A 23,119-nucleotide genomic window follows, 5' to 3' on the forward strand; every position below is an offset into this window, starting at 1 on the left:
CCAGCCGGGAGCCGGGTCGGGGGAACAGCCCGGCTCCCACTCGATTCAAGAAAGGAGGCAGCCATGTTCGGTCTGTTCGTTACCGTCGATCCCGAGACCTACCAGTTGCCTCCACTGATCCTGGAAGCGTTCGACGTTCGCACCCGCCAGCAGGTGGAGACGATCGCAGGCTCGATCGTGCCGTCGAACCTCCAGACCGCCATCACCGCAGCCGACCTGCCCGGGAAGGTCGCGGCAGCCGTCTCCTCTGCCGACATCCCCGGGCAGGTCTCCGCAGCAGTCACCGAGCAGGACATCCCCGCCCTCGTCGGCTCCGCAGTCACCGCAGCAGACATCCCTGGTCAGGTCTCCGCCGAGCTGGCTCTCCAGTCGGGGAAGGTCATCCAAGGCACGGGGTCCCCGCTCGGTGTCCTGAACTCGCCAGTAGGCACGCTCTACGTGGACACGGCCCAAACGAATGGCGCGCGACTGTGGCTCAAAAACGGGGCATCCGCCGCGGGGTGGGTCGTCGTCTCGGGAGACACCGGCTGGCGCGAGCTACCGCTCCCCGTGGGCTGGAGCGGCCGTTTTCTCGGACGTCGGATCGGCAACACGGTCGAGCTTCAAGCGGCCGTAAACCCGCCCCCCGAGCAGCGGCCCAACCCGACCGGGGTACTAGAGATCCCCGAGATCTTTCGGCGCGGCGGCGATCAATCCTGGCGCGGCTTGCGTCACTTCAACACTGGCACCGGAGGATACGCCGACGCTCAGGATCGCGGCTCCTCGTATGCGATCGGTGGACTGCCCGCGATCGGCGCGATCACTTTCACCCAAACACACTTGGCAGTTGGCCCGTGGCCGACGGCTCTTCCTGGCACTCCGACCTGAGGAATTCTGATCATGCTCCCCGATCTCACCAAGTACACGCCCGAGAAGCTTGAGTCGCTCAGAATTGCCCTCGCAGTCGAGAGCGAGCGCCGCCAGGTCATCGAGACCTACCCGGAGACCATCGAGCAGATGACGGCCACCCTCGCCGCAGCCCAGGCGGGTGATCCCGAGTGAGCTTCCTCACCGAGTACATGGTCGAGTCCCCTCCGGGCTCTGGCCTGTTCGCGCTCGTGGTCCCGCTGGGCTGGCACACGGTCGAATCCGCAGCCGACGAGTGGGAGGACGCCCCGACGAACGAGGACAGCCTCTTTGCCCTCCTGGAGTCAGCGCGCGAGCAGTGCGAGGCCTTCGCTCCAGCGATCAAGCCCGGCGCCCTCATCCCGATCCGTTACCGGCAGGCGCAGCTCATGCAGGCACGAGCGCTCTGGCAGTCGACTCAGGCCAACGCCTCCGACGAGATCGGCTCGGACGGCTTCCGCGTGACCGTGTTCCCGATGGACCGCACCATCAAGAACCTCCTCCGACCCAAGCGAGGTGTGCCCCTTGTCGGCTAGATCAGAACTCGCAGCGCTCCTCACTCCGCTCCTGCCCAAGACGTGGAAGGTCATCACGACGGAGACGAACGTCGACAAGCTCGACCGCACCCTCCTCCGCCTCCGGCAGACCACGATCGCCCGCCACCCCGCAGCTCCGCTCTCCAAGCACCTCGTCACCTTCGAGGTCCGCGTCACGGTCCCCGGAGTTGATGCGGCCAAGGCAGAGGACCGCCTCGACGCAGAGTTGGCGATCCTCCTCTTCGCCATCAACTCACTCGGTGGCTCGATCGCCTGGGACACCGCCACCAAGGGCCTGGACCCGGACACCCAGGGCCTCGCCTACGAGCTGACTCTCACCGCATCCATCGACCGTCCCGCAGCTCCCACCACCACACAGTAAGGACACCTCCTCATGGCACTCATCACCGGGTCCCCGTTCCGCTTCACGGACGGCACCATCCGCATCGGAACCGACAACTACGAGGCGCTCGTGAGCGCCGCGGAGCTGGTCCCCACGACCACCAGCTCGACCTTCAAGGCCATCAACGGCGACTCGCACACCAAGTCCGGCAAGGCGAGCTACACGCTCAACCTCTCCTTCGCTCAGGACTGGGAGAACGACGACTCGCTCTCGAACTACCTCTTCGAGAACGAGGGAACGGTCGTCGAGGCGGAACTCCGGCCTGCCTCGGGCGGGAAGGGCTTCGCCGTCGAGGTGGAGCTGGCCGCACCCAACATCGGTGGCACGGCGGACACGGACGCCGTCTCCACCGTCGCCATGGGGTGCCAGGGCAAGCCGACCATCCTGCCCGCAGCCTGACCCATGGCCTCCTCTCTGTTCGCGATTAGCGCCTATACCTCGAAGGAGTTGCAGGCGCTACTCGTGGGCATGAAGGGGATGGAGCGGCCACTCAAGGCGCAGCTCCGGAAGGCCACCACCAAGACCGTCAAGCCGGTCTGGATCGCGGCAGTACAGGGGAACGCCAGGACGAAGCTGGAGAAGCGTGCTCTGGGCTCCACTGCCACGGTGACCGTCCGCGACAGCAACGTCACGCTGAAAGCCGGGGGCAAGGGGAAGCTCCTGTCCAAGGCTCCGACCCTCTCCAAAGCCGCCGAGTTCGGAGCTGACCGAGAGTTCCGGAAGTCCTTCTCCACCCGCTCCCCCAAGGGCACCAGCTACACGGTGAACCGGCGCACGCAGCGTCAGCTCCCGACGTTCAACCGCAAGGGCAACGTGGTCTATCCCGCGGCCGCCAAGGTCATCCCCCGCATCGCCGCTCTCTGGGTCCAGACCTCGGTCCGGACCCTCCACGAAGTTCTCGAAAGGAAGTGACCCAGTGGCCAACGACATCCAGCTCAACGTCACGGGTGACACCCAAGGGCTCATCGACGCCGTCGCGAAGGGCGCCGTCTCCGTCGAGAAGCTCGAAGACGTGCTCGACGATGCAGCCAAGACCGGAGCGGACGCCGGAGAGAAGCTGGAGAAGTCCCTCGACGGCGCCGAGGATGCAGCGGAGAAGCTCGGCAAGGCGGGCAAGCGCTCCGGCGACGACATCGAGAAGGGCATGCGGGATGCGCAGCGCGACACCAAGGACCTCGAAGCCGAGATCAAGGACGCTCGCGATGCATTCGAGAAAGCAGGCCGCGCCGGACGCGACCTAGGCGACAACGTCTACAAGGGCGCCAAGAAGGGCGAGGGCGCCATCGACGAGATGGGCGACGAGGCCCTCCAGGAAGCCAAGGAGATGGGAGCCAGCTTCGGCTCCGTGGAGGACGCCCTCGACAGCGTCCAGTCCGTCATCTCCAACATGTTCGTCGGCTTCGGTCCAGCGGGGATCGTCGCTGGTGTCGCCGTCGCAGCCGGTATCGGTCTGGCGATGACAGCCGGTCAGGACGCAGCGGAGGCCATCAATCAGGCCAAGGAGCGCGTCTCGGAGCTGACCCTCGAACTCTACGAGGCAGGCGGTGACATCGACCAGCTCGACATCGGCGGGAAGATGCGCGAGTGGGGCGTCGAGATCGCGGACACCAAGGAGTTCTGGGAAATCTGGCAGGAGGGCGCTGTCACCAACATCGGGAAGGCCGCGAAGGCAGCGAAGCTCGCGCAGACCGATTTCGAGACCATGTTCCGCGGGATGTCCGGCTACGACGCAGAGGCCGCAGAGCGCGCGTTGGAGGCCGTCACCGAGCGCATCGACGAGATGGAGGACACCCTCTCCGAGACCGAAGGCTTCGGTCGACTGGGTGCAGCCATCGGCGCGTTGGGCGAGCGCACTGAGCTGACCAACCTCCAGAAGCAGCTCCAGAACACTGTCGACGTGATGGGCGAGACCACCGAGGAGTACAACCTCCTGGAGGAGGCGGAACTCCGCCAGGCTGAGGCAGCGCAGGAAGCAGCGGACATCCGCAACGACGCCGCCTCATCGCTCCAGGCGCCCCTCGATGAGGCCGTGAGCGGCTTCGAGAACTTCAAGGACGCCGAGACAGAGGCACTCGATCCAGCGGCCTACATCGCCTCCATCAACGAGCGCATCGAGGCCACGGGGAACTTCAACGCGAACGTGGCCACGATCTCGGAGACCTTCGGACTGAGCGCCGCGGAGAGCCAGGCGATCCTCGACCAGGGAATCTCCTTCGCTCCGATGCTCCAGGCGATCATCGACTCCGGGCTCGCTCCGGAGTTCGTGACGCAGATTCAGAATGCGGTGGGCGGTGGCCAGGACATCCTCGACGGCTCCGACCTCAACGCAACGGTCGACGTGGATGCGGATGTCAGTCCCTCGGAGAAGGCGATCCGTGTCATCGAGCAGGCCAAGCGCTCCACCAAGGACATCGAGGTCGACGCCGACACCTCCGACGCCAAGCGGAAGATCGCCGCTGTCGAGGATGGCAACTACTCCACCACGGTCAAGGTTCACGCGGACCTCTCCAGCGCTCAGCGCGCCATCACGGGCTTCATGAACCAGCCTCGATCGATCCGCATCAACGCCACGATCGTCGACCCCCACACCGGAAGGAGGGTCGACTGATGGCCAACCGCATCGAGGTCCTGGGTGACCCGAACAACTACCTCGACATCGACATCATCACCGAGTACGAGTTCATGCTCCCCTCCCGGAACGTGATCCACAACATCCTCAACCGGCGCACGCCGGAGGTGACGATGCTTCCGATCTCGACCAGGGAGGGGACGCTCAACATCGTGGCTCGCTCCTACTCCGAGGCCATGGCTGTCGTCGACCTCCACCGCACCAACGCCACGTTCCTGTGGACCTCCGACGACCTCAACGTCTCCGGAGAGCAGCTCTACTACGTGCTCCGAGGTGCTGTGACGGCCGTCCAGGACCAGAACGTCTCGGACGTGTGGACGGTCTCCGTCGAGTACAAGGCGGTGAGCTGATGGCCATCGCAGAGCACAAGATCGAGGCGGCCGTCTACCTCCCCGGCTACACGGTCCCGGCCTACGACAAGGTCATCCCGGCCCGCACGATCTTCTCCACGAGCTTCGAGGAGGGGCAGCCGGTCTCGGGCTTCTCGCCGTACGCCAACGCCTCGGACATCTCCGGATACTTCACCCGACCTCGCACGGGCCGTCGCGTGATGGCATTCCGCCGTGATGACGCCGACGGCCCCTCCTCCGAGATTCGCAAGGTGCAGACCGGGTTCACTCCCGGGCTCCGTTATCGGGTCGTCATATGGGCGCGTGTGAACCGTGAGGACTACCGCATCAACATCGCGTTGGGTGTCGTCGGGGTCGCATCCGCTGAGCCGATTCTGAACTCGAACCGCACCGAGTGGCAGCTCCTCGAAGTCGTATTCACCGCGACCTCCACGTCGCACACGATCCGACTCGCCTACAACCCCACGGACGGGGACGAGTTCACCGGCAACGGCGCGATATTCGACGACTTTTCCGTCACCCAGCTCGAATACAACGAGCCTCAGCCCGCCCGGGACATCCCGGCGTCGGGCGTCCCCATGGTGCTCAAGCCCGAAACGGCGACCGTCTCCCTCGACGAGAGCCGCTCGCCGTTCGCCGTCGCGACGCTGGAGTGTGCCGACGTTGACCTCCTCGCGCTCGAAGCCATCGACCCGCGCACACCCTCCCGGATGGAGCTGACCCTCATCAGGGACTACATGCAGCGCAACACAGCCGCGGACTTCGACGCCTACATGATCGAGAGATACGGGCCGAACCCGACGATCGAGAACTGGAACACGGAGTTTGACGGTCAAAGCATCGAGCACTTCAACGCGCAATTCTCGAATCCCTTCAATCCGCTCACGCACGTTCCGCCCATCTACTCTTACGCGGGCGGCGCTGGGGTCGCTAAGTCGGATGGCTGGAATGGGACCCAGCTCAGTGATTCCTACAACGACGGTGAGTGGTATCTGACTGCGATGCTCGCAAGTCGCATCTTCACAGGACTCACCGTTGGACAGACCTATCGAGTCACGGGAGTCGTCACACCACGGCTGGGCGCACCCATCGAGGTTTACGTCCAGTCGAGCTTGATCAGGTCAGCCAGGTTCGCGATCAGCGGCAATGAGACACAGACTGTCGAACTTCTGTTCAGAGCGCCCGCAACTTCGTGGGGGGTACAGCTGTACTCCACTCAGAAGAACCCCGACGGCACCTCTTCTGGGCTCGGAGTCTGGAAGTCGGTCCAGGTAGTTCCCGTGCCTCCGGAAGAGCCGGTCCAGAATCTGTCGCTCAACCTCGGCATCCGTGAGCGCACGATCGACTACGCCTCCGGGACCGTCACATTCACGCTCTCCTCGGATGAAGCGATCCTCCAGGACACCCTCCGCATCTCGAACGAGCCCATGGCGCCTGCCGAGAACACGGTCATCGCCTGCATCGACATGGCGCTCACGCAGATCGGAGCAATGTTCACCCGCGCGGGCACCGTGACGGACTCCCCGGTCGACCCCGAAGCCGCTCTCTGGCAACCCGGGCAGGACCTCGACGAGTACCTCCGGCCGATCCTGGAAGCCGCGGGGCTCCGCCTCTACTGCGACGAGAACCGTATCTGGACGCTCATCATGGCCCACGGCTACACCCGCAGCACGACGGCGCTCAGCGACCAGGTGGATGTCGAGCAGCTCGGCCTCGGCATCAACCGCGATGACTCCACGTGGTTCGACGCCGCCGTGGTCAAGTACCAGTGGGTCGACGCCAACGAGCTGAATCAGACCGCGTACGACACCTACGCAGCTCCCGGCTCGACCAAGGGCCGCCTGTTCGAGTACGAGACCCCCTATCCGGGTCCCGGCGCCGCTCGGAGGCTCGTGGAGCGCGCGATGGAACGTGGTCAGCGGTTCGAGTCGACCGCCGTCTCGGACTACGCCGCCTACCCCGGAAGCAACCTCACCATCGCCCAGGTCGACCGCCCCACCTCAGAGGCCTACGTCGGCTCGGTCACGTGGGAGTTCCCCGACCACACCATGCGCATCAGCACGCGCGGAATCCAGGAGACCTGATCATGCCCGACTTCACACCGGCCACGCCCATCACGCCGTTCCACGACATCCTCAACAACTGGAGGGTGCGCACCTACAAGCCCGCCACGCTCAACGAGCTGGTCTCAGCCACCGCGGGCAAGCTCGCGGGCGATCTCGCGGTCGTGCTCGAAGGTGGGGCGCTGTTCGAGTACAACGGGTCCATCTGGCAGCAGAAGACCATCGCGCAATTCACGGGCGTCACCACGGCCTCCAGCGCCTACTCCAAGGCCTCGGGTGCCTACCGGCTCGCAGGGACGCGCATCCGTGTCGGAGTCGACGAGTACAGGTGGACGGGCGCCGTCTGGGAGCTGGAGCCGCGCGGCTCCAGCATCTTCTACTTCCAGGGCACGCAGTCAGTCCCCGTGTCGACCTCCCCGGCGACGAGGCTCCTCCTGAACAACACCGCTTCCCTGACTGGGGAAGCGACCATGCAATACCAAGGCAACGTCGCGATCCAGACAGGGGCCGCGGGCCAGTACCTCCTCGAAGGCTCGGTCACGTTCGCTCCGAACTCGACCAGACTCCGATGGGTCGAGATTCGCCGTGGTGCCTCGGAGTCGCTCATGGTGAACGCGGAGCCCGCGGGGTCGAACTCGTTCGAGAAGGTCGTCTCACTCCGCGCGGTGCGGACCCTGGCAGCCGGAGACGTGCTGAGCATCCACCTGGCCCAGAACTCCGACAACCCGCTCAACGTCGTGGACGGTGATCTCCAGCTCACTCGGATCGGCTAACCGCTGGGGCACTCCCTCTTGGATAACCTCAGGGAGTGCCTAAGCGAAGCAAAGAATTCGAGAACGTCGTCTACCCGGCGCGCGTCTACCAGAAGCTGTTCGACATGCTTCGTGAGGCCGCTGGGGACGGCGACATCGAAGACCCGGTGAAACGAGCCGACTGGCTGAAAAACCGGGCTGTCGAGATAAGCACGGTCACCAACGTCAAGCATGGGTCTGATACCGAGTACCCGCGCACGGAAGCCTCGATCCTGAAGGAGCTTCGCGAACCTTGGGAGTCGGCAACGATCTTTCTTGATCTGTTCTGGCCGAGCACCGAAGTGAGGATTCATGCCTACGACCGGCAATACAACAGGTCAGTGGGCGTCAACGTCGAAAGTGACAGTAAAGCGCTCGTCGACTCGGTCATTGGCCTGTTCCAGGATGAATACGAAGCGCACAGGGTGTCTGACCCCTTGGCTCCACCAGAGGTGGTCGAAGTCGAGCCAGCACCTCGAACGCGGCTACAACGATTCGGTACATGGGTTTTCGATGGGCTGAAACAGCATTCAATACCCTCTGCCCTGAGCTTCGCCTCGGGTGTGGGTGCAACGTTGCTCACTCAAAACCTAATTGGTGGGAATTAGGAAGACCCGGTCGGGCCCGTTGATCCAGATCTCCTCGACGCTCGGATCGTCGAAGAACGGCTGCAGCGCGCCGTATCCCGTGATGGTCGCGACGATCTGCTGCGCCGCCGTCGCCTCGTCGGCGAGCAGCGGCAGCGACCCGCCGAGCGCCCGCTCGCTGTAGCGCTGCACCGCATCGTCGACATAGCGCTTCGCGAGGTCGCGGTCGCTGCCGAGGTCGACGCCGTCGAGTCGCACCCGCTCGCGCACACTCTGGGTGATGAGCGCGAGCGGGGACGACATGGCCCCATCGTGGGCGAGACCACGAAACCCGCTCGCGAGTTATCCACAGTGACCTCGCCCCACACCCCTCGATCATCGTGACGGGCCGACCGCGCGACCGGTCTCGGGAGCGTCTGATCGCCCCTCCGGAGCGGATCCTGACCTCTGCTCACCGTGTAATGTTCCGGTAACAGTCCGGGCCTATGGTCCTATGTCACCGTCGATATCGGGAGCCGAGAGTGTCTGCCGTGTCGCGAAATCCTGCATTCCCCTGCGTCACATAATTCGGAGGATCACAGCAATGACACCCACCGCGCGATATTCCCGGGCCCTCGGAGGGCTCGCCGCGCTCGCCGCCGGAGCCCTCGTGCTCACCGGCTGCGTGCAGAGCGAGCGTGACGACGCCGGCACCGACGGCGACGTCGACGGCACGTTCGTCTTCGCCGCATCCGGCGACCCGGTCAGCCTCGACCCGGCCTTCGCGAGCGACGGCGAATCGTTCCGCGTCGCCCGCCAGATGTTCGAAGGCCTCGTCGGCGTCGAATCCGGTGGCGCCGACCCCGCCCCGCTGCTCGCCGAGTCGTGGGAGTCGTCGGACGACGGCCTCTCCTACACCTTCCAGCTGCGCGAGGGAGTGACCTTCCACGACGGCACCGAGTTCAACGGCGAAGCCGTGTGCTCCAACTTCGACCGCTGGTTCAACTTCGAGGGCCCCGCCCAGAGCCCCGCCGCGGCCTACTACTACGGCAGCCTGTTCCGCGGATTCGCGGGCGACGACGCCGCGCTCTACGAGAGCTGCGAGGCGACCGGCGACACCGAAGCCGTCGTCAACCTCACCACTCCGTTCGCCGGTTTCATCGCCTCCCTCTCGCTGCCCGCCTTCTCGATGCAGAGTCCGAGCGCTCTCGACGAGTTCGGCGCCGACGAGGTCACCGGAAGCGACGACGCGCCCGTCATGTCGGAGTACGCCAACGGCCACCCCACCGGAACCGGGCCGTTCCAGTTCGAGTCGTGGGATGTCGGATCCCAGGTCGAACTGAGCGCCTACCCCGACTACTGGGGCGACCAGGGTGACGTCACCGAGATCATCTTCCGCGTGATCGACGACCCCAACGCGCGTCGCCAGGCTCTCGAGGCCGGCAGCATCGACGGCTACGACCTCGTGTCGCCCGCCGACACCGTCGCACTCGAAGAAGACGGCTTCCAGATCGTGCCGCGCGACCCGTTCACGATCCTCTACCTGGGCTTGAACCAGGAGGTCGAGGAGCTCGCGGATGTGCGCGTGCGCCAGGCGATCACCCAGGCGATCGACAAGGAGCAGCTCATCACCCAGACGCTCCCCGAGGGCACGCAACTGGCCACCCAGTTCATCCCCCCGGTCGTCGCGGGCTACAACGACGACGTCACGACGTATGACTACGACCCCGACGCCGCTCGCGACCTCCTCGCCGAGGCCGGATACCCCGACGGTTTCGAGATCGACTTCAACTACCCGACGAACATCTCGCGTCCGTACATGCCCACCCCCGAGCAGGTGTTCACCAACCTGAGCACCCAGCTCGAAGAGGTCGGCATCACCGTCAACGCGCAGCCGAACGAGTGGGGCGAGTACCTCGACCGCATCCAGGCGAGCGACGACCACGGTCTGCACCTCCTCGGCTGGACGGGTGACTACAACGACACCGACAACTTCGTCGGCGTGTTCTTCGGCGACGAGAAGCCGGAGTTCGGCTTCGACAACCCCGAGCTCTTCGCCGCTCTCGACGAGGCACGTGGCATCGCGAGCCTCGACGAGCAGATCCCGCTCTACGAAGACATCAACGAGCAGATCGCCGAGTTCATCCCGGCCGTTCCGCTCGCCCACCCGGCGCCCTCCCTCGCGTTCGCCGAGCGCGTCGAGAGCTACCCGGTGAGCCCGGTCAACGACGAGGTCTACAACCTCGTCGAGCTCAGCGACTAACTCGCCCCAGCAGCGGGGGCAGAACCTCACGGTTCCGCCCCCGCTTTTCCTGTGACCGGAAGGACCCCGTGCTGCGTCTCATCGCCAAGCGGGTCGGCTTGCTCGTGCCGACCCTCCTCGGTCTCTCGATTCTGTTGTTCCTCTGGGTACGCTCCCTCCCGGGAGGCCCTGCATCCGCCCTCCTCGGCGAACGGGCCACCCCCGACCGCATCGCGGAGATCAACGCGGCATACGGCTTCGACCGCCCCGTGCTCGAGCAGTACTTCACCTATCTCGGCCGGCTCATCTCCGGCGACTTCGGGTCGTCGATCCAGACCGGGCGCCCCGTGCTCGAAGAGTTCGCCAACCGTTTTCCGGCCACGATCGAACTGACGGTCGTCGCCCTCATCTTCGCGATCGGCATCGGCATCCCGCTCGGCTACCTCTCGGCCAAGTACTACGGCAAAGCGCCCGACCACGTCGCCGTCGTCGTGAGCCTCATCGGGGTCACGGTTCCGGTGTTCTTCCTCGCCTTCATCCTCAAATATTTCTTTGCCGTACAGCTCGGCTGGTTCCCGCCCGACGGTCGGCTCGACCCGCGCATCGACGCCACGAGCGTCACCGGTTTCGCCGTGCTCGACGGCCTCCTCACGGGAGAACTCGATGCCTCGGCCGACGCCCTCATGCACCTCGTGCTGCCCGGCATCGCGCTCGGAACCATCCCGCTCGCCATCATCGCCCGCATCACGCGCGCGTCGGTGCTCGAGGTCGCGGGTGCCGACTACGTGCGCACCGCTCGCGCGAAGGGGCTCGCCTCGAACCTCATCCGCGACCGCTTCGTCTTGCGCAACGCGCTGCTCCCCGTCGTCACGACCATCGGCCTCCAGCTCGGGCTCCTCATCTCCGGAGCAGTGCTCACCGAGACCGTGTTCGCCTTCGCGGGCGTCGGCAGTTTTCTCGCCGACGCGATCTTCCGTCGCGACTTCCCCGTGCTGCAGGGGTTCATCCTCTTCATCGCGATCCTCTACGCCGTGATCAACCTGATCGTCGACATCAGCTACAGCATCATCGACCCCAGGGTGCGTGTTCAATGACCAACGACATTCCCCCCGCCCCCGGCGGCGGACCGCTCAAGCCGGGCCCCGCGGGCTCCTCGGCCGAGCTCGACGGCTCGAGCCTGTGGCGCGACGCGTGGCGACGCTTGCGACGCAACCCGCAAGCGATTGCGGGCGCGATCGTCGTGCTCGTCTTCGTGCTCATCGCCGTGCTCGCCCCGCTCCTCGCGCCCTACCCCGGCACCGCGCTGCCCGGTCAGCGCGAGGTGACGCCGACGAACCTGCCCGGTATCGGCGAGAACCCGCTCTTCCCCCTCGGCATCGACCGCTTCGGCGGCGACGTGCTGAGCAAGCTCATCTGGGGCGCCCAAGCGTCGCTCCTCATCGGGCTCATCTCCACCGCTCTCGGTCTCGCCGGGGGCATGCTCATCGGCTGGGTCGCGGGAACCTTCGGCGGCTGGGTCGACAACGTCATCATGAGGTTCGTCGACATCCTGCTCTCGGTGCCCAACCTCCTGCTCGCCGTGAGCATCGCGGCGATCCTCGGGCAGAACCCCGCCGCCATCATGATCGCGATCGGTGTCTCGCAAGTGCCGATCTTCGCGCGCTTGCTGCGCTCGTCGATGCTCGCTCAGCAGAACAAGGAATACGTGCTCGCGGCGCGTACCCTCGGCCTCGGCAAGAGCGCCATCAGCCTCACCCACGTGCTCCCCAACAGTCTCGGCCCCGTCATCGTGCAGGGCACGCTGAGCCTCGCGACCGCCGTGATCGAGGCGGCGGCACTCTCGTTCCTGGGCCTCGGCGGCGGTCGCCCCGAGACCGCGGAGTGGGGCCGCATGCTCACCTACGCGCAGAACGAGCTCGCGATCGCCCCGCACCTCGCGTTCCTGCCGGGCCTCTGCATCGCCATCACGGCCCTCGGGTTCACGCTGCTCGGCGAATCGCTCCGCGAAGCCCTCGACCCCACGGCGGGCACGAGATAACCGCCCCCAGCCGACGGGATGTCGGCGGGCGTACCCTGACGCCATGACCCTCGCCGACATCCCGCTCACCCGCCTCGACGGAACCCCCGAGACCTTCGGCCGCTACAGCGGGTCGATCGTGCTCGTCGTCAACGTCGCCTCGCGATGCGGGCTCGCGCCGCAATACGAGAAGCTCGAGGCGCTCCAGCGCCGCTACGGCGACCGGGGCTTCACGGTGCTCGGGTTTCCGAGCAACCAGTTCGCGCAAGAGCTGCGCGACTCCGACGCGATCGGCGAATACTGCTCGGCCACGTGGGGTGTCACGTTTCCGATGTTCGAGAAGACGAAGGTCAACGGTCGCAGCAAACATCCGCTCTACAGCGAGTTGAAGAAGACCAAGGACTCGCACGGTCTCGCGGGCCCCGTGCTGTGGAACTTCGAGAAGTTCGTCGTGATGCCCGACGGTGCCGTTCACCGCTTTCGCAGCACCGTCGAGCCCGACGACCCCGCGATCGTCGCGCTCATCGAGGGCGCGCTCGCCTGACGCCGCGCAGTGGCGGTCAGGCGACGTCGAGCGCCGCACCCGGAATGGATGCGAGCAACTGCTGCGTGTAGGGGTGCTGTGCGCTCTCGAAGATCTGCTCGCTCGGAGCAGCCTCGACGATCGACCCGTTCTGCATGACGCACACGGTGTCGCTGATGAGACGCACGACGGCGAGGTCGTGGCTGATGAAGAGGTAGCTCAAACCGAGCTCCCTCTGCAGGTCGGCGAGGAGGTCGAGGATCTGCGCCTGCACGAGCACGTCGAGAGCCGACACGGGCTCGTCGCACACGATGAGTCGCGGTTTGAGCGCGAGAGCGCGCGCGATCGCGACCCTCTGGCGCTGCCCGCCACTCAATTGCGAGGGGTAGCGGCCGGCTGTGCTCGTCGGGAGGGACACCTGGTCGAGCAGCTCGAGCACACGCGCGCGACGCTCCTTGGCCGACCCGCGCCCGTAGACCGAGAGCGGCTCCTCGATGATGCGCTGCACTGAGAACGACGGATTGAGCGACGAGTACGGGTCTTGGAACACGGGCTGCACGTTCTCGCGGAACGACCGCAGCGCCGCGGAATCCATCGCCGAGACGTCGTCGCCGTCGAACAGGATGCTCCCGCTCGTCGGCTCGATGGCCCGCAGGATCATGCGGGCGGTCGTGGTCTTGCCCGACCCCGACTCCCCCACGATCGCCACGGTCTTGCCGCGCGGGATGTCGAGGCTCACGCTGTCCACAGCCACGAAGTCGCTGCGGCCGCCGCGGCGCTTGTAGATCTTGGTGAGGTCGCGCACCTCCACGATGTTGTCCACGGGGGTATTCGCGGCTGCCGTGCCGCCTGTCGCGGGGGCCGCACCGCGGTCCTCGACCACGACATCGCGGTGCACCGGCACCGCGCGCGCGATCGCGACACTCGGCGCCGCGGCCACGAGCCTCCGGGTGTACTCGTGCTGCGGGCGGGAGAGGATGTCTGCGGCCGCACCGGTCTCCACCACCTCGCCCTTGTTCATCACGACGACGCGGCTCGCGCGCTCGGCCGCGAGACCGAGGTCGTGGGTGATGAGAACGACGCTCGTGCCGAACTCGCTCGTCATGCGCTCGATCTGGTCGAGGATGGTGCGCTGCACCGTCACGTCGAGGGCGCTCGTCGGCTCGTCGGCGATGAGCAGCCGCGGCCGGCACGCGAGTCCGATGGCGATGAGGGCGCGCTGGCGCATCCCCCCCGAGAGCTCGTGGGGGTATTGCTTCGCGGTCGCCGCGGGGTCGGGCAGTCCGGCGGCGGCGAGCGCGGCGATGACGCCGGCCTCGAGGCCCGAGCTCGTGACCATGTTGTGGGCTTTCAGGGTTTCGGCCACTTGAGTGCCGACCTTCGACACGGGGTTGAGGTTCGACATGGGGTCTTGGGGAACGAGGCCGATCGACGCGCCGCGCACGGACCGCATCTTCGACTCGGGCAGACCGACGAGCTCGGTGCCGTCGAACTGGATGCTCCCGCGCGTCACGTCGCCGTTGCCGGCGAGGAGTCCGATGATCGCCATCGCCGTCGTCGACTTGCCCGATCCCGATTCTCCGACGATCGCCACGGTCTCGCCCTGGGCGACATCGAGGTCGACTCCCTTGACCGCTTCGACGAGGCCCCCGGGCGTCCGGAAGCCGATCGTCAGATCGCGCACGTGCAGGAGTGGTTTCGGCGTCGTGACCATCCGTCCATTCTGTCGGCTCGGGCGCCGCGCGGGTGACCATTCCCGCACTCGTTACGCAGCGTTAACGGCACGGGGTCCGCGGTCTCGACCGCGGGGTCTTGGTATCATTCACGATCACCCCTCGCCGGTCCGAAAGGCCTCATGAGTTCGTCACGCCCCACCCCCGCTTCGACTGTCTCGACCGATTCGGGCGGCACCGGTTCGAGCCGTGTCGTCCGCGTGCTGTTCGATGCCATCCGCGGCGCCCTCATCGGTGCCGCCGAGATCGTTCCGGGCGTGAGCGGGGGAACGATCGCGCTCATCGTCGGCGTCTACGAGGCCCTCATCGACGGCGCGGGTCACCTCGCCCGCGGTGTCGCCCTCCTCGTGGCCGACGGCGTGCGCGGCCGTGGCCTGTCTCGCGCGTCAGCGCACTTCCGTTCGGTGCGCTGGTCGGTCGTGCTCCCCATCGGTGTCGGGATGCTCGCGGCGATCGTCGTGGGTGCGAGCCTTCTCGCTCCCCTCCTCGAGTCGAATCCCGTGCAGACCAAAGCCGTCTTCGCCGGCCTCATCGCGGCGTCGCTCATCGTGCCCATCCGCATGGTCGGAGGGTTCTGGCACATCCGCGAGATCCTCATCGCGACCGTCGCGGCCGTCGCGACCTTCTTCCTCACGGGCATCCCGCCGGCCGCCGAGGCCGACCCCTCCCTCATCGTCGTCGCCATCGCGGCAGCGTTCGCCGTGTGCGCCCTCGTGCTCCCGGGAGTGTCCGGATCGTTCCTGCTGCTCACCGTCGGCATGTACGCCCCGACCCTCGCGGCCGTCAACGATCGCGACTTCGTCTACCTGGGCGTGTTCGTCGTCGGCGCGGCCCTCGGTCTCGGGGTCTTCGTCTCGGGCCTGCAGTGGTTGCTCGCCCACCGGCATCGCATCACCCTCGTGATCATGACCGGACTCATGGTCGGTTCGCTCCGTGCCCTGTGGCCGTGGCAGTCGGAGGAGAACGAGTTGCAGGCCCCCGGTGACGACGTCACCACGGCCGTGCTGCTCTTCCTCGTCGGCATAGCCGTCGTCGCCGTGCTCATCGTCATCGAGAACACCCTCGTGAAGCGGCGCCTCGCGTCGGCCGACAGCGTGACCGACCCCGAGCCGGATGCCGACGCCCAGCCGGTCGACGACGGCACCGTCGGCCCGTCCGACGAGCGCGGCCGCCGTTAGGCTTGAGCCGCTCGCGGGAGTGGTGAAATTGGTATACACGCAGGATTTAGGTTCCTGTGCCGCAAGGCGTGAGGGTTCAAGTCCCTTCTCCCGCACCCACCGTCACTGACCACACCGCCACGGAGTCGCCTCGTGGCCGTGTCGACCGGCTGTGCCGCGGGTCAGCCGGCTGGCGCGAACGCCGAGTCGGGGAGGTCTTTCTCCCCGTCGGCGATCGCGCGGACGACGCGTTCCGCGACGGCGTCGGGGTCGTATCCGGTCGGAAAGGCGGGAGCGGTGCCTTCGATGGGCCGCGTCGCGAGACCCGTCTCGGTGTGCCCCGGTCGCGCGTCGACGAGTCGCACACCCTGGCGCCGGAACTCCCGGGATGCCGCGGTGGTGAAGGCCGCGAGCGCGGCTTTCGAGGCCGAGTAGGCCGCGAGGCCCGCCGTGGGGGTGTCAGCGACGATGCCGCTGAGCGTGAGCACGAACGGCTCGCGCCCCTCGGCCGCGGATGCGGCGAGCGCGGGCATGGCGTCTCGGATGAGTCTCATCGGCCCGAGAGCATTCGTCTCGAAGAGTTCGTCGATCGTCGCGTCCTCGAGGTCGGCAGCCGGGCCGAAGGCCACCACTCCCGCCGCGACGACGAGACCGTCGAGTCGTCCGTGGCGCTCGAGCGTCGCGGCGACGAGCGCCGCGGGCGCGCCGGGGGCCCGCAGGTCGGCGGTCATCGCGTCGTCGCCCGTGAGGCTCGCCGGGCGTCGTGCGGCGCGAACGACGGTGGCGCCGGCATCCGTCAGTCTTGTGGAGACGCGGGAGCCGAGTCCGCCCGTCGCTCCGGTCACGAGAATCACGGCACCATCGAGTCGAGTCATGCCGCCAGCCTAGGAGCGCACTCGCGGTGGCTCGTCGAGAAGGCGAGCGTTCACAGCGGATACTCGATCGCCTGACAGCGAACTGTCTGCGGTCAGCCGCCGAGGCGAGCGCGCATCGATCGCGACGCCGCTCCGGCACGCTTGCGCACCTCGAGGTCGCCGTCTTTCACGAGAGCGTGCACGGCGTCGAGGTCGGCGCTGCCTCCGGTCGCGGCGAGAGCTTCGGCTGCCACGGCACGGACTCGCGCGACATCGTCGGTGAGGAGAGCGCGGAGGTGATCCGGCGCCTCGACACCGCGCTCGGCGGCGACTCGAGCGCACATTTCGCGCACACGCCAGGCCTCGTTTGTGAGTCCGGCGATGACGGCGTCCACGGCCGTGTCGTTCCACACGTAGAGCAGGGCGCGAGCTCCCCACACCTCGGGCCAGTAGAGCGCCGGTGCGCCCTCGAGCACGCCCTTCGCGTGCTTGCCTCCCGCGTAGAGCAGGAAGTCCTCTCCCGCATTCGCCCCCGCGAGAAGGGCGAGGGCTCGCTCCACGACGGCGTCGGGGCCGATGACGGCGGCGACCTTGGTGAATCGCGTTCCGATCGGGTCGTCGAGGATCGCGAGGGGGTCGGGGAGGGTGTCGGAGGTCATGGCCGTCAACGCTACCGCGTCACGCGCGCCCGTCGACCGCGACCCAGCACGACGCCGTGGCCTCGGCGCCCAGATCGATCACGGTTTCCGGACCACCCCCGGCCGGGGTCACCCTCACGACGAGCGCTCCCCCGAACGGTCTTCTCTGCTCGACCGTGACCCGCGCGTCGACGCTCACCCCCTCGGCCGCGAGATAGCGCAGCAGTTCGGGGTCACGGTCGCGGATGCGCACGACGACCCCGGAACTCCCGTCGGCGAGATCGCCGAGCGACACTGCGTCGGGGATGACGATCTCCCCCGAGCGAGTCGGGATCGGGTCGCCGTGGGGGTCGCGCACGGGGTCGCCGAGCTGCTGCGCGATCGCGTCGAGCAACCGGTCGCTCACGGCGTGTTCGAGAACGTCTGCCTCGTCGTGCACTTCGTCCCACGTGTAGCCGAACGACTCGACGAGCCAGGTCTCGATGAGACGGTGCCGACGCGTCATCGCGAGCGCGAGCGCCGACCCCTCGGGAGTGAGCGACACGGCGCCGTACCGCACGTGGGTCACGAGACCCGCCGCGGCGAGCTTCTTGACCATCTCGGTGGCCGTCGATGGGGCGAGAGACAGGCTCGCGGCGAGACTCGTGGTCGTGATCGGCACGCTCTGCCACTCGGTGTGGGCGTGGATGGCCTTGAGGTAGTCCTCGGCGGCGTGGCCGAGACCGCGGCGGGGTGCGCCCGCGGGCGGAGTGCGGTCGGTCACCTCGTCACACCCCTGTCACGGTCAGCACGATGAGTGCCACGTTGAGAGTCACGACGAGGGCGACGACGATTCCGAGCGCCGCCTTCACCGCCGGCGGGTTGGCCTGCTCCCCCATGAGCCGGCGATCGTTCGTGAGCCGCCACAGGGGCACGAGCGCGAAGGGGATGCCGAAGCTCAGCACCACCTGGCTGAGCACGAGGGCCGTCGTCGGGTCGAACCCGATCGCGAGGATGAGCAGCGCCGGGAGCATCGTGAAGCCGCGCCGGAGCAACAGCGGAACGCGCTTGAGAAAGAGCCCCTCCATGATCGTCGCTCCCGCGTAGCTCCCGACCGCCGTCGACGCGAGTCCGGATGCGAGCAGCCCGATCGCGAAGACGAGGGCCATCCCCGCGCCGAGGGCGTCGTCGATCGCGGCGTGCGCTCCCTCGATCGAGTCGGTGCCCTCGACACCCTGCAGGTTGGCGGCGGCGAGAAGGAGCATGCCGAGGTTCACGATTCCGGCGATCGCGAGGGCGATGCCGACATCCCATTTCGTTGCACGCAGCAGACTCGCGCGCTCGACTGTCGTCGTGGCGTGACCGTGACGGTCACGCGCGAGTGCCGAGTGCACGTAGATCGCGTGGGGCATGACCGTGGCGCCGAGCATGCTGGCCGCGAGCAGAACGGACCCCGTTCCCTCGAAGCGCGGCACGAGCCCGCCGACGATGCTTCCGCCGTCCGGCGGGTTGATGAGGAGACCCGAGAGGAACCCCACGGCGATGATCGCGAGGAACGCGATGATGACCGACTCGAACGTGCGCTGGCCGAGGCGGTTCTGGCTCGACAGGATGACCATCGAGATGACCCCCACGATCACCCCGCCTACGACGAGGGGGATGTCGAACAGGAGGTACAGGGCGATCGCGCCGCCGATGACCTCCGCGACGTCGGTCGCGATCGCGATGAGTTCGGCTTGCGCCCAGAACGCGCGCCGCGACTTCGTGCCGAGCCTCGCACCGAGCAATTGGGGCATCGATTTGCCCGTGACGATGCCGAGCTTTGCCGATTGGTACTGCACGAGAGCGGCCATGAGGTTCGCGACGACGAGCACCCACACGAGGAGGTATCCGTATCGGGCGCCTCCCGTGAGATTCGCGGCGACATTGCCGGGGTCGACGTAGGCGACCGCGGCGACGAGCGCGGGCCCGAGGAGCACGGCGCGACGCACCGAATTTCGGCGCTTGACGACATCCGTTTTCGGCATGCCGAAAGACTACGCGGAGGCGCGCTCCCGAACCACCGGCATGAGGGCGGAGAACGCGAGAGTCCGATGACTCACGGCGTTCTTCTCGTCGCTCGTGAGCTCGGCTGCCGACTTGGTCGAGCCGGCCGGCGCGAAGATCGGGTCGTAGCCGAACCCGCCCGCGCCCCTCGCCTCGCGCAGCACCGCGCCGGGCCACTCCCCGACCTCGACGTGCTCGAAGCCCGAGGGCGCCACGAAGGCCGCGGCGCACACGAACCGGGCCGAACGGTCGCTGACCCCCTCGAGCCGCTCGAGTAGCAGGGCGCGATTGTCGGCGTCGTCTCGCGTTCCCGCGAAGCGGGCCGAGTGGATGCCCGGAGCACCGTCGAGCGCGTCAACGCTGATGCCGGAGTCGTCGGCGAGGGCCGCGAGCCCCGTGTGGGCGGCGGCCGCTCTCGCCTTGATGAGGGCGTTCTCGGCGAAGGTCGCCCCGTCTTCGACGGGCTCCGGGCCGTCGTATCCGACGAGCTCGATGCCCGCGAGAGCGTCTTCGAGGATCGCGCGGAGTTCGTCGACCTTGTGCGCGTTGTGTGTCGCGAGAACGACCCGGGTCACGCGAGCGACTCGGTCTGCAAGCGCGTGAGATCGGCCGTGCCTCCGAGGGCGAGATCGAGGAGGGCATCGAGTTCGCGGCGATCGAACGGGGCCCCCTCGGCGGTGCCCTGCACCTCGACGAAGAGACCGCGCCCGGTCGCGACGACGTTCATGTCGGTTTCGGCGCGCACATCCTCGGTGTAGGCGAGATCCAGCATGGGCTCTCCCCCAACGATGCCGACCGACACGGCCGCGACGCTGTCGATGAGAGGCTTCGCGTTCTGCCCGATGAACTTCTTCGAGCGCCCCCACTCGAGCGCTTCGGCGAGAGCGACGTAGGCCCCCGTGATGGCCGCGGTGCGGGTTCCCCCGTCGGCTTGCAACACGTCGCAGTCGATGACGATGGTGTTCTCTCCGAGCGACTTCATGTCGACGACGGCACGAAGCGAACGACCGATGAGGCGGGAGATCTCGTGCGTGCGCCCCCCGATCTTTCCCTTGACCGATTCGCGGTCCATGCGGTCGTTCGTCGAGCGCGGAAGCATCGAGTATTCGGCCGTGACCCACCCCTTGCCCTTGCCGGACATCCACCGCGGAACCCCGTTGGTGAACGACGCGGTGCACAGCACCTTGGTGCGGCCGAACGAGATGAGCGCGGAGCCTTCCGCTTGATCGCTCCAGCCGCGCTCGATCGTGACGGGGCGCAACTGGTCGAGAGTGCGACCATCGATTCTCTGGGTGTCGGTCATGTGTGTCTCTCTGGTAGCGGGATGGTTCCGGTCTCGACGAGTTCGACCGTCGACACCTCGGGGCCGAGAAAACGGCGGGCGAGCCGCGTGAACTCGATCTTGCTCTTGCCCGTCGCGTCGAACTCGTAGGTCGGTGGGGCGGGGTCGGCGCGCTCGATCCCGTGCTGCACGAGGGTGCGGTAGACGTCCGCCGCCGTCTCGTCGGCGCTCGACACGAGCGTGACTCCCGGCCCCATGACGTAGCGGATGGCGCCCGCGAGCAGCGGATAGTGCGTGCACCCGAGAACGAGCGTGTCGATCCCCTCGGCTTTGAGGGGCGCGAGGTACTCCTCGGCGACGTCGAAGAGCTCGGGGCCGCTCGTGATCCCCGCTTCGACGAACTCGACGAATCGCGGGCACGCGCGCGAGTGCACCGAGAGGTGAGGGGCGGCAGCGAATGCGTCGTCGTATGCGCGACTCATGATCGTGCCCGTCGTGCCGATGACGCCGATGCGCCCGACGCGCGACTGCACGACGGCGGCGCGCACGGCGGGTTGGATTACCTCGACGACCGGGATGCCGAGTTGCTGCGTGTAGCGCTCGCGCGCGTCGCGGAGCGTGGCGGCAGACGCCGTGTTGCACGCGATCACGATCATCTTGACGCCGCGTTCGACGAGGTCGTCGAGCACGGCGAGGGTGTACTCCCTCACGAGCGCGATGGGCTTGGGGCCGTACGGCGAATGCGCGGTGTCGCCCACATACAGAACGGACTCGCCAGGCAACTGGTCGATGATGGCCCGCGCGACCGTGAGACCGCCGACCCCCGAATCGAAGATGCCTATCGGTGCGTCGCTCACGAGGGTCGAGTTTAGTCGTCTACCGTTCCGAAACCGACGCGGCGGCGCTCCTGCTCCACGACCGCTTCGCGATCACTCAGACGGCGGAGTCCCGCGAGCGGTTGCGCCATCCTGTGGTTGCCCTGCAATCGCGACTCGGTGCGATCGAGGAAAGCCCAGTAGCCCGCGGTGAACGGGCACGCTGTGGGCCCCAGTCGCACCTTGGGGTCGAAGCGACAGCCTCCGCAGTAGTCGCTCATCTTCGCGATGTACGCCCCGCCCGAGGCGTAGGGCTTGGTCGCGACGATGCCGCCATCGGCGTGCTGCGACATCCCCACGACGTTGGCCGGCATCACCCACGGCGTGCCGTCGACGAACATCCTGATGAACCAGTCGTTGAGTTGAGCGGGGTCATACCCCCTCTGCAACGACCAGTTGCCGATGACCATGAGTCGCTGGATGTGGTGCGCCCACCCGTGCCGCCGCACCCCGTCGATCGACTCACTGAGACACCGCGCTTCGATCGCCGCGGCATCGAGCTCGAGCATCTCCTGCGGAATGGGAGTCGTGGCCGCGAGAGCGTTGTTGGAGGTGACGTAGTCGGGTCCGAGCCGCCAGTAGAGATGCCACACCCAGTCTCGCCAGCCCATGATCTGGCGCACGACACCCTCGACACTCGCGATGGGCGCACGCCCCGCGGCGTGCTCGGCTTCGACAGCGTCGATGACCTCGCGCGGGCTCAGAACACCGAGATTCATGGGCACGCTCAAGAGCGAGTGCGCCATCGTCCAATCGCCCGCGAGCATGGCGTCTTCAAAGGGGCCGAAGTCGCCCAGGCGCGACTCGATGAAGTCGGCGAGGGCAGCCCGTGCTTCGGTCGGCGTGACGGCGAATCGCCGGGGGCCGTCGTCTCCGACGAGCGTGACCTCCCCCGCGGCAGCCCACCGGTCGAGATCGGCACGCACCTCGGCGTCGATGTCGTCTTCTTCGGGCCACCACGGTTCGGGCAAGCCGAGGCTCACGGCGCCCTTCGGAGGAGAGGCGCGGTTGTCGTGGTCGTAGTTCCACTTTCCGCCGACGGGCGTGTCGCCCTCCATGAGGATCCCGGTGCGCTCTCGAGCGACCCGGTAGTAGTCCTCCATGAGCAGCCTCTTGCCCCCGCGGGAATCCGCCCACTCGGTGAAGTCGGTTTCGCTCGTGATGAAGCCCCGGCTCTGAAGCACCGCGATGCCGTGCCGTCGCACGAAGCGACGAGCGCCGTGGGAGGTCGGGTCGATGACCTCGAGGTCGTCTCGACCCTCGACGATCTCGCGATACGTGTCGACCTGGTGGAACTCGGCCCGATCACCGAGCTCCCGCGCGCGATGACGGATGGCGGAGAGGATGAGGTGAGCTTTCGCCCGGTGGAGGGGCGCCCGGCGCATCACCGACCTCGCCTCGATGAGCAGAACCCGCCCCCCGTCGTCGAACTCCTCGCCGAGTTGCCCGGAGAAGATCCAGCGTGTGCGCTCCATGAGCCGAAGGCTAGCCCGTGCCCCTGTCATCGACTCCCGCGATGGCCGCTCGCCGCGGAGATCCTGTACACGCTC

Annotated in this window: 26 protein-coding genes and 1 tRNA gene; 17 read left to right on the forward strand and 10 right to left on the reverse strand. The window is 67.1% G+C overall.

Annotation, left to right across the window (positions count from 1 at the left end):
- Positions 1-63 precede the first annotated feature (63 nt).
- From ACLHG5_RS06505 to ACLHG5_RS06555, 11 genes are read left to right on the forward strand one after another with little or no spacing between them, the layout of a single operon-like run.
- Positions 64-867 (forward strand): hypothetical protein, encoded by an 804-nt coding sequence (locus ACLHG5_RS06505; RefSeq protein WP_411318175.1) that lies wholly within the window; start codon positions 64-66, stop codon positions 865-867.
- A 12-nt stretch (positions 868-879) separates the two neighbouring features.
- Positions 880-1,041 carry a hypothetical protein gene (locus tag ACLHG5_RS06510; protein ID WP_411318176.1) on the forward strand — a complete coding sequence of 54 codons (162 nt, stop codon included), beginning with the start codon at positions 880-882 and terminating at the stop codon, positions 1,039-1,041.
- Positions 1,038-1,421, forward strand: a complete 384-nt coding sequence (locus ACLHG5_RS06515; protein ID WP_411318177.1) for a hypothetical protein — start codon at positions 1,038-1,040, stop codon at positions 1,419-1,421. The genes ACLHG5_RS06510 and ACLHG5_RS06515 overlap by 4 nt, the downstream gene beginning before the upstream one ends.
- On the forward strand, positions 1,411-1,803 hold the full coding sequence (locus ACLHG5_RS06520) for a hypothetical protein (protein ID WP_411318178.1): 393 nt from the start codon (positions 1,411-1,413) through the stop codon (positions 1,801-1,803). Before ACLHG5_RS06515 ends, ACLHG5_RS06520 begins: the two co-directional genes overlap by 11 nt.
- 12 nt (positions 1,804-1,815) lie before the next feature.
- Positions 1,816-2,223: a hypothetical protein gene (locus ACLHG5_RS06525; protein ID WP_411318179.1), complete on the forward strand. Its 408-nt coding sequence runs from the start codon at positions 1,816-1,818 to the stop codon at positions 2,221-2,223.
- A 3-nt stretch (positions 2,224-2,226) separates the two neighbouring features.
- Positions 2,227-2,736 carry a hypothetical protein gene (locus ACLHG5_RS06530; protein ID WP_411318180.1) on the forward strand — a complete coding sequence of 170 codons (510 nt, stop codon included), beginning with the start codon at positions 2,227-2,229 and terminating at the stop codon, positions 2,734-2,736.
- Between the two features lie 4 nt (positions 2,737-2,740).
- Complete coding sequence (locus tag ACLHG5_RS06535) at positions 2,741-4,432, forward strand: hypothetical protein (RefSeq protein WP_411318181.1); 1,692 nt, start codon at positions 2,741-2,743, stop codon at positions 4,430-4,432.
- Positions 4,432-4,803: a hypothetical protein gene (locus ACLHG5_RS06540; protein ID WP_411318182.1), complete on the forward strand. Its 372-nt coding sequence runs from the start codon at positions 4,432-4,434 to the stop codon at positions 4,801-4,803. Before ACLHG5_RS06535 ends, ACLHG5_RS06540 begins: the two co-directional genes overlap by 1 nt.
- Positions 4,803-6,887 (forward strand): hypothetical protein, encoded by a 2,085-nt coding sequence (locus ACLHG5_RS06545; protein ID WP_411318183.1) that lies wholly within the window; start codon positions 4,803-4,805, stop codon positions 6,885-6,887. Before ACLHG5_RS06540 ends, ACLHG5_RS06545 begins: the two co-directional genes overlap by 1 nt.
- A gap of 2 nt (positions 6,888-6,889) precedes the next feature.
- The gene (locus ACLHG5_RS06550; RefSeq protein WP_411318184.1) at positions 6,890-7,639 is read left to right on the forward strand and encodes a hypothetical protein; all 750 of its coding nucleotides are present in this window, start codon (positions 6,890-6,892) and stop codon (positions 7,637-7,639) included.
- 35 nt (positions 7,640-7,674) lie between these two features.
- Positions 7,675-8,265, forward strand: a complete 591-nt coding sequence (locus tag ACLHG5_RS06555; RefSeq protein WP_411318185.1) for a hypothetical protein — start codon at positions 7,675-7,677, stop codon at positions 8,263-8,265.
- Here the strand turns inward: ACLHG5_RS06555 and ACLHG5_RS06560 are convergent.
- On the reverse strand, positions 8,248-8,547 hold the full coding sequence (locus ACLHG5_RS06560; protein ID WP_411318186.1) for a hypothetical protein: 300 nt from the start codon (positions 8,545-8,547) through the stop codon (positions 8,248-8,250). The genes ACLHG5_RS06555 and ACLHG5_RS06560 overlap by 18 nt on opposite strands.
- Before the next feature lie 280 nt (positions 8,548-8,827).
- Here ACLHG5_RS06560 and ACLHG5_RS06565 point away from each other — a divergent pair, with 280 nt between their 5' ends.
- From ACLHG5_RS06565 to ACLHG5_RS06580, 4 genes are all read left to right on the forward strand, one after another.
- Positions 8,828-10,486, forward strand: coding sequence for an ABC transporter substrate-binding protein (locus ACLHG5_RS06565; RefSeq protein WP_411318187.1), 1,659 nt, complete (start codon positions 8,828-8,830; stop codon positions 10,484-10,486).
- A gap of 68 nt (positions 10,487-10,554) precedes the next feature.
- Positions 10,555-11,559, forward strand: a complete 1,005-nt coding sequence (locus tag ACLHG5_RS06570; RefSeq protein WP_411314973.1) for an ABC transporter permease — start codon at positions 10,555-10,557, stop codon at positions 11,557-11,559.
- On the forward strand, positions 11,556-12,503 hold the full coding sequence (locus tag ACLHG5_RS06575) for an ABC transporter permease (RefSeq protein ID WP_411314972.1): 948 nt from the start codon (positions 11,556-11,558) through the stop codon (positions 12,501-12,503). The genes ACLHG5_RS06570 and ACLHG5_RS06575 overlap by 4 nt, the downstream gene beginning before the upstream one ends.
- A 43-nt stretch (positions 12,504-12,546) precedes the next feature.
- Positions 12,547-13,026: a glutathione peroxidase gene (locus ACLHG5_RS06580; protein WP_411314971.1), complete on the forward strand. Its 480-nt coding sequence runs from the start codon at positions 12,547-12,549 to the stop codon at positions 13,024-13,026.
- A gap of 16 nt (positions 13,027-13,042) precedes the next feature.
- Here ACLHG5_RS06580 and ACLHG5_RS06585 read toward each other — a convergent pair whose 3' ends face one another.
- On the reverse strand, positions 13,043-14,719 hold the full coding sequence (locus tag ACLHG5_RS06585) for a dipeptide ABC transporter ATP-binding protein (protein WP_411318188.1): 1,677 nt from the start codon (positions 14,717-14,719) through the stop codon (positions 13,043-13,045).
- Positions 14,720-14,860: 141 nt separating this feature from the next.
- Between ACLHG5_RS06585 and ACLHG5_RS06590 the strand changes: the two genes are divergently transcribed.
- Together ACLHG5_RS06590 and ACLHG5_RS06595 are read left to right on the forward strand one after the other, a co-directional pair.
- The gene (locus tag ACLHG5_RS06590) at positions 14,861-15,916 is read left to right on the forward strand and encodes a DUF368 domain-containing protein (protein WP_411314969.1); all 1,056 of its coding nucleotides are present in this window, start codon (positions 14,861-14,863) and stop codon (positions 15,914-15,916) included.
- A gap of 13 nt (positions 15,917-15,929) precedes the next feature.
- Positions 15,930-16,011 (forward strand) — tRNA-Leu (locus ACLHG5_RS06595).
- Between the two features lie 66 nt (positions 16,012-16,077).
- On the opposite strand, the gene ACLHG5_RS06600 is transcribed toward ACLHG5_RS06595, so the two are convergent.
- The 8 genes from ACLHG5_RS06600 to ACLHG5_RS06635 all read right to left on the reverse strand — a co-directional run bounded on the left by ACLHG5_RS06600 (position 16,078) and on the right by ACLHG5_RS06635 (position 23,044).
- Complete coding sequence (locus ACLHG5_RS06600; RefSeq protein ID WP_411314968.1) at positions 16,078-16,770, reverse strand: SDR family NAD(P)-dependent oxidoreductase; 693 nt, start codon at positions 16,768-16,770, stop codon at positions 16,078-16,080.
- Between the two features lie 92 nt (positions 16,771-16,862).
- Positions 16,863-17,408, reverse strand: coding sequence for a HEAT repeat domain-containing protein (locus tag ACLHG5_RS06605; protein WP_411318189.1), 546 nt, complete (start codon positions 17,406-17,408; stop codon positions 16,863-16,865).
- Positions 17,409-17,427: 19 nt separating this feature from the next.
- Entirely contained in the window at positions 17,428-18,150 is a 723-nt protein-coding gene (locus ACLHG5_RS06610) for a metal-dependent transcriptional regulator (protein ID WP_411314966.1), read from the reverse strand.
- A 4-nt stretch (positions 18,151-18,154) separates the two neighbouring features.
- Entirely contained in the window at positions 18,155-19,393 is a 1,239-nt protein-coding gene (locus tag ACLHG5_RS06615; protein WP_411318190.1) for an Nramp family divalent metal transporter, read from the reverse strand.
- Positions 19,394-19,402: 9 nt separating this feature from the next.
- Positions 19,403-19,987 (reverse strand): RdgB/HAM1 family non-canonical purine NTP pyrophosphatase, encoded by a 585-nt coding sequence (gene rdgB, locus ACLHG5_RS06620; protein WP_411318191.1) that lies wholly within the window; start codon positions 19,985-19,987, stop codon positions 19,403-19,405.
- Positions 19,984-20,715, reverse strand: a complete 732-nt coding sequence (gene rph, locus ACLHG5_RS06625) for a ribonuclease PH (protein WP_411314963.1) — start codon at positions 20,713-20,715, stop codon at positions 19,984-19,986. The genes rdgB and rph overlap by 4 nt, the downstream gene beginning before the upstream one ends.
- Entirely contained in the window at positions 20,712-21,551 is an 840-nt protein-coding gene (gene murI / locus ACLHG5_RS06630) for a glutamate racemase (protein ID WP_411318192.1), read from the reverse strand. The genes rph and murI overlap by 4 nt, the downstream gene beginning before the upstream one ends.
- Positions 21,552-21,562: 11 nt before the next feature.
- The gene (locus ACLHG5_RS06635) at positions 21,563-23,044 is read right to left on the reverse strand and encodes a cryptochrome/photolyase family protein (RefSeq protein ID WP_411318193.1); all 1,482 of its coding nucleotides are present in this window, start codon (positions 23,042-23,044) and stop codon (positions 21,563-21,565) included.
- Positions 23,045-23,119: the final 75 nt, after the last annotated feature.

Source organism: Marisediminicola sp. LYQ85 (genome assembly GCF_046600695.1).
Classification (GTDB): Bacteria; Actinomycetota; Actinomycetes; order Actinomycetales; family Microbacteriaceae; genus Marisediminicola.

Bases quoted from the DNA above. Each gene is read 5' to 3' on its own strand.
- ACLHG5_RS06635 (WP_411318193.1), bottom strand. From the start codon at position 23,044: ATGGAGCGCACACGCTGGATCTTCTCCGGGCAACTCGGCGAGGAGTTC.
- ACLHG5_RS06580 (WP_411314971.1), top strand. From the start codon at position 12,547: ATGACCCTCGCCGACATCCCGCTCACCCGCCTCGACGGAACCCCCGAG.
- ACLHG5_RS06505 (WP_411318175.1), top strand. From the start codon at position 64: ATGTTCGGTCTGTTCGTTACCGTCGATCCCGAGACCTACCAGTTGCCT.
- ACLHG5_RS06560 (WP_411318186.1), bottom strand. From the start codon at position 8,547: ATGTCGTCCCCGCTCGCGCTCATCACCCAGAGTGTGCGCGAGCGGGTG.
- ACLHG5_RS06550 (WP_411318184.1), top strand. From the start codon at position 6,890: ATGCCCGACTTCACACCGGCCACGCCCATCACGCCGTTCCACGACATC.
- ACLHG5_RS06590 (WP_411314969.1), top strand. From the start codon at position 14,861: ATGAGTTCGTCACGCCCCACCCCCGCTTCGACTGTCTCGACCGATTCG.
- ACLHG5_RS06510 (WP_411318176.1), top strand. From the start codon at position 880: ATGCTCCCCGATCTCACCAAGTACACGCCCGAGAAGCTTGAGTCGCTC.
- ACLHG5_RS06565 (WP_411318187.1), top strand. From the start codon at position 8,828: ATGACACCCACCGCGCGATATTCCCGGGCCCTCGGAGGGCTCGCCGCG.
- ACLHG5_RS06540 (WP_411318182.1), top strand. From the start codon at position 4,432: ATGGCCAACCGCATCGAGGTCCTGGGTGACCCGAACAACTACCTCGAC.
- rph (WP_411314963.1), bottom strand. From the start codon at position 20,715: ATGACCGACACCCAGAGAATCGATGGTCGCACTCTCGACCAGTTGCGC.
- ACLHG5_RS06525 (WP_411318179.1), top strand. From the start codon at position 1,816: ATGGCACTCATCACCGGGTCCCCGTTCCGCTTCACGGACGGCACCATC.
- ACLHG5_RS06530 (WP_411318180.1), top strand. From the start codon at position 2,227: ATGGCCTCCTCTCTGTTCGCGATTAGCGCCTATACCTCGAAGGAGTTG.
- ACLHG5_RS06575 (WP_411314972.1), top strand. From the start codon at position 11,556: ATGACCAACGACATTCCCCCCGCCCCCGGCGGCGGACCGCTCAAGCCG.
- ACLHG5_RS06585 (WP_411318188.1), bottom strand. From the start codon at position 14,719: ATGGTCACGACGCCGAAACCACTCCTGCACGTGCGCGATCTGACGATC.
- ACLHG5_RS06545 (WP_411318183.1), top strand. From the start codon at position 4,803: ATGGCCATCGCAGAGCACAAGATCGAGGCGGCCGTCTACCTCCCCGGC.
- ACLHG5_RS06600 (WP_411314968.1), bottom strand. From the start codon at position 16,770: ATGACTCGACTCGATGGTGCCGTGATTCTCGTGACCGGAGCGACGGGC.
- ACLHG5_RS06615 (WP_411318190.1), bottom strand. From the start codon at position 19,393: ATGCCGAAAACGGATGTCGTCAAGCGCCGAAATTCGGTGCGTCGCGCC.
- ACLHG5_RS06605 (WP_411318189.1), bottom strand. From the start codon at position 17,408: ATGACCTCCGACACCCTCCCCGACCCCCTCGCGATCCTCGACGACCCG.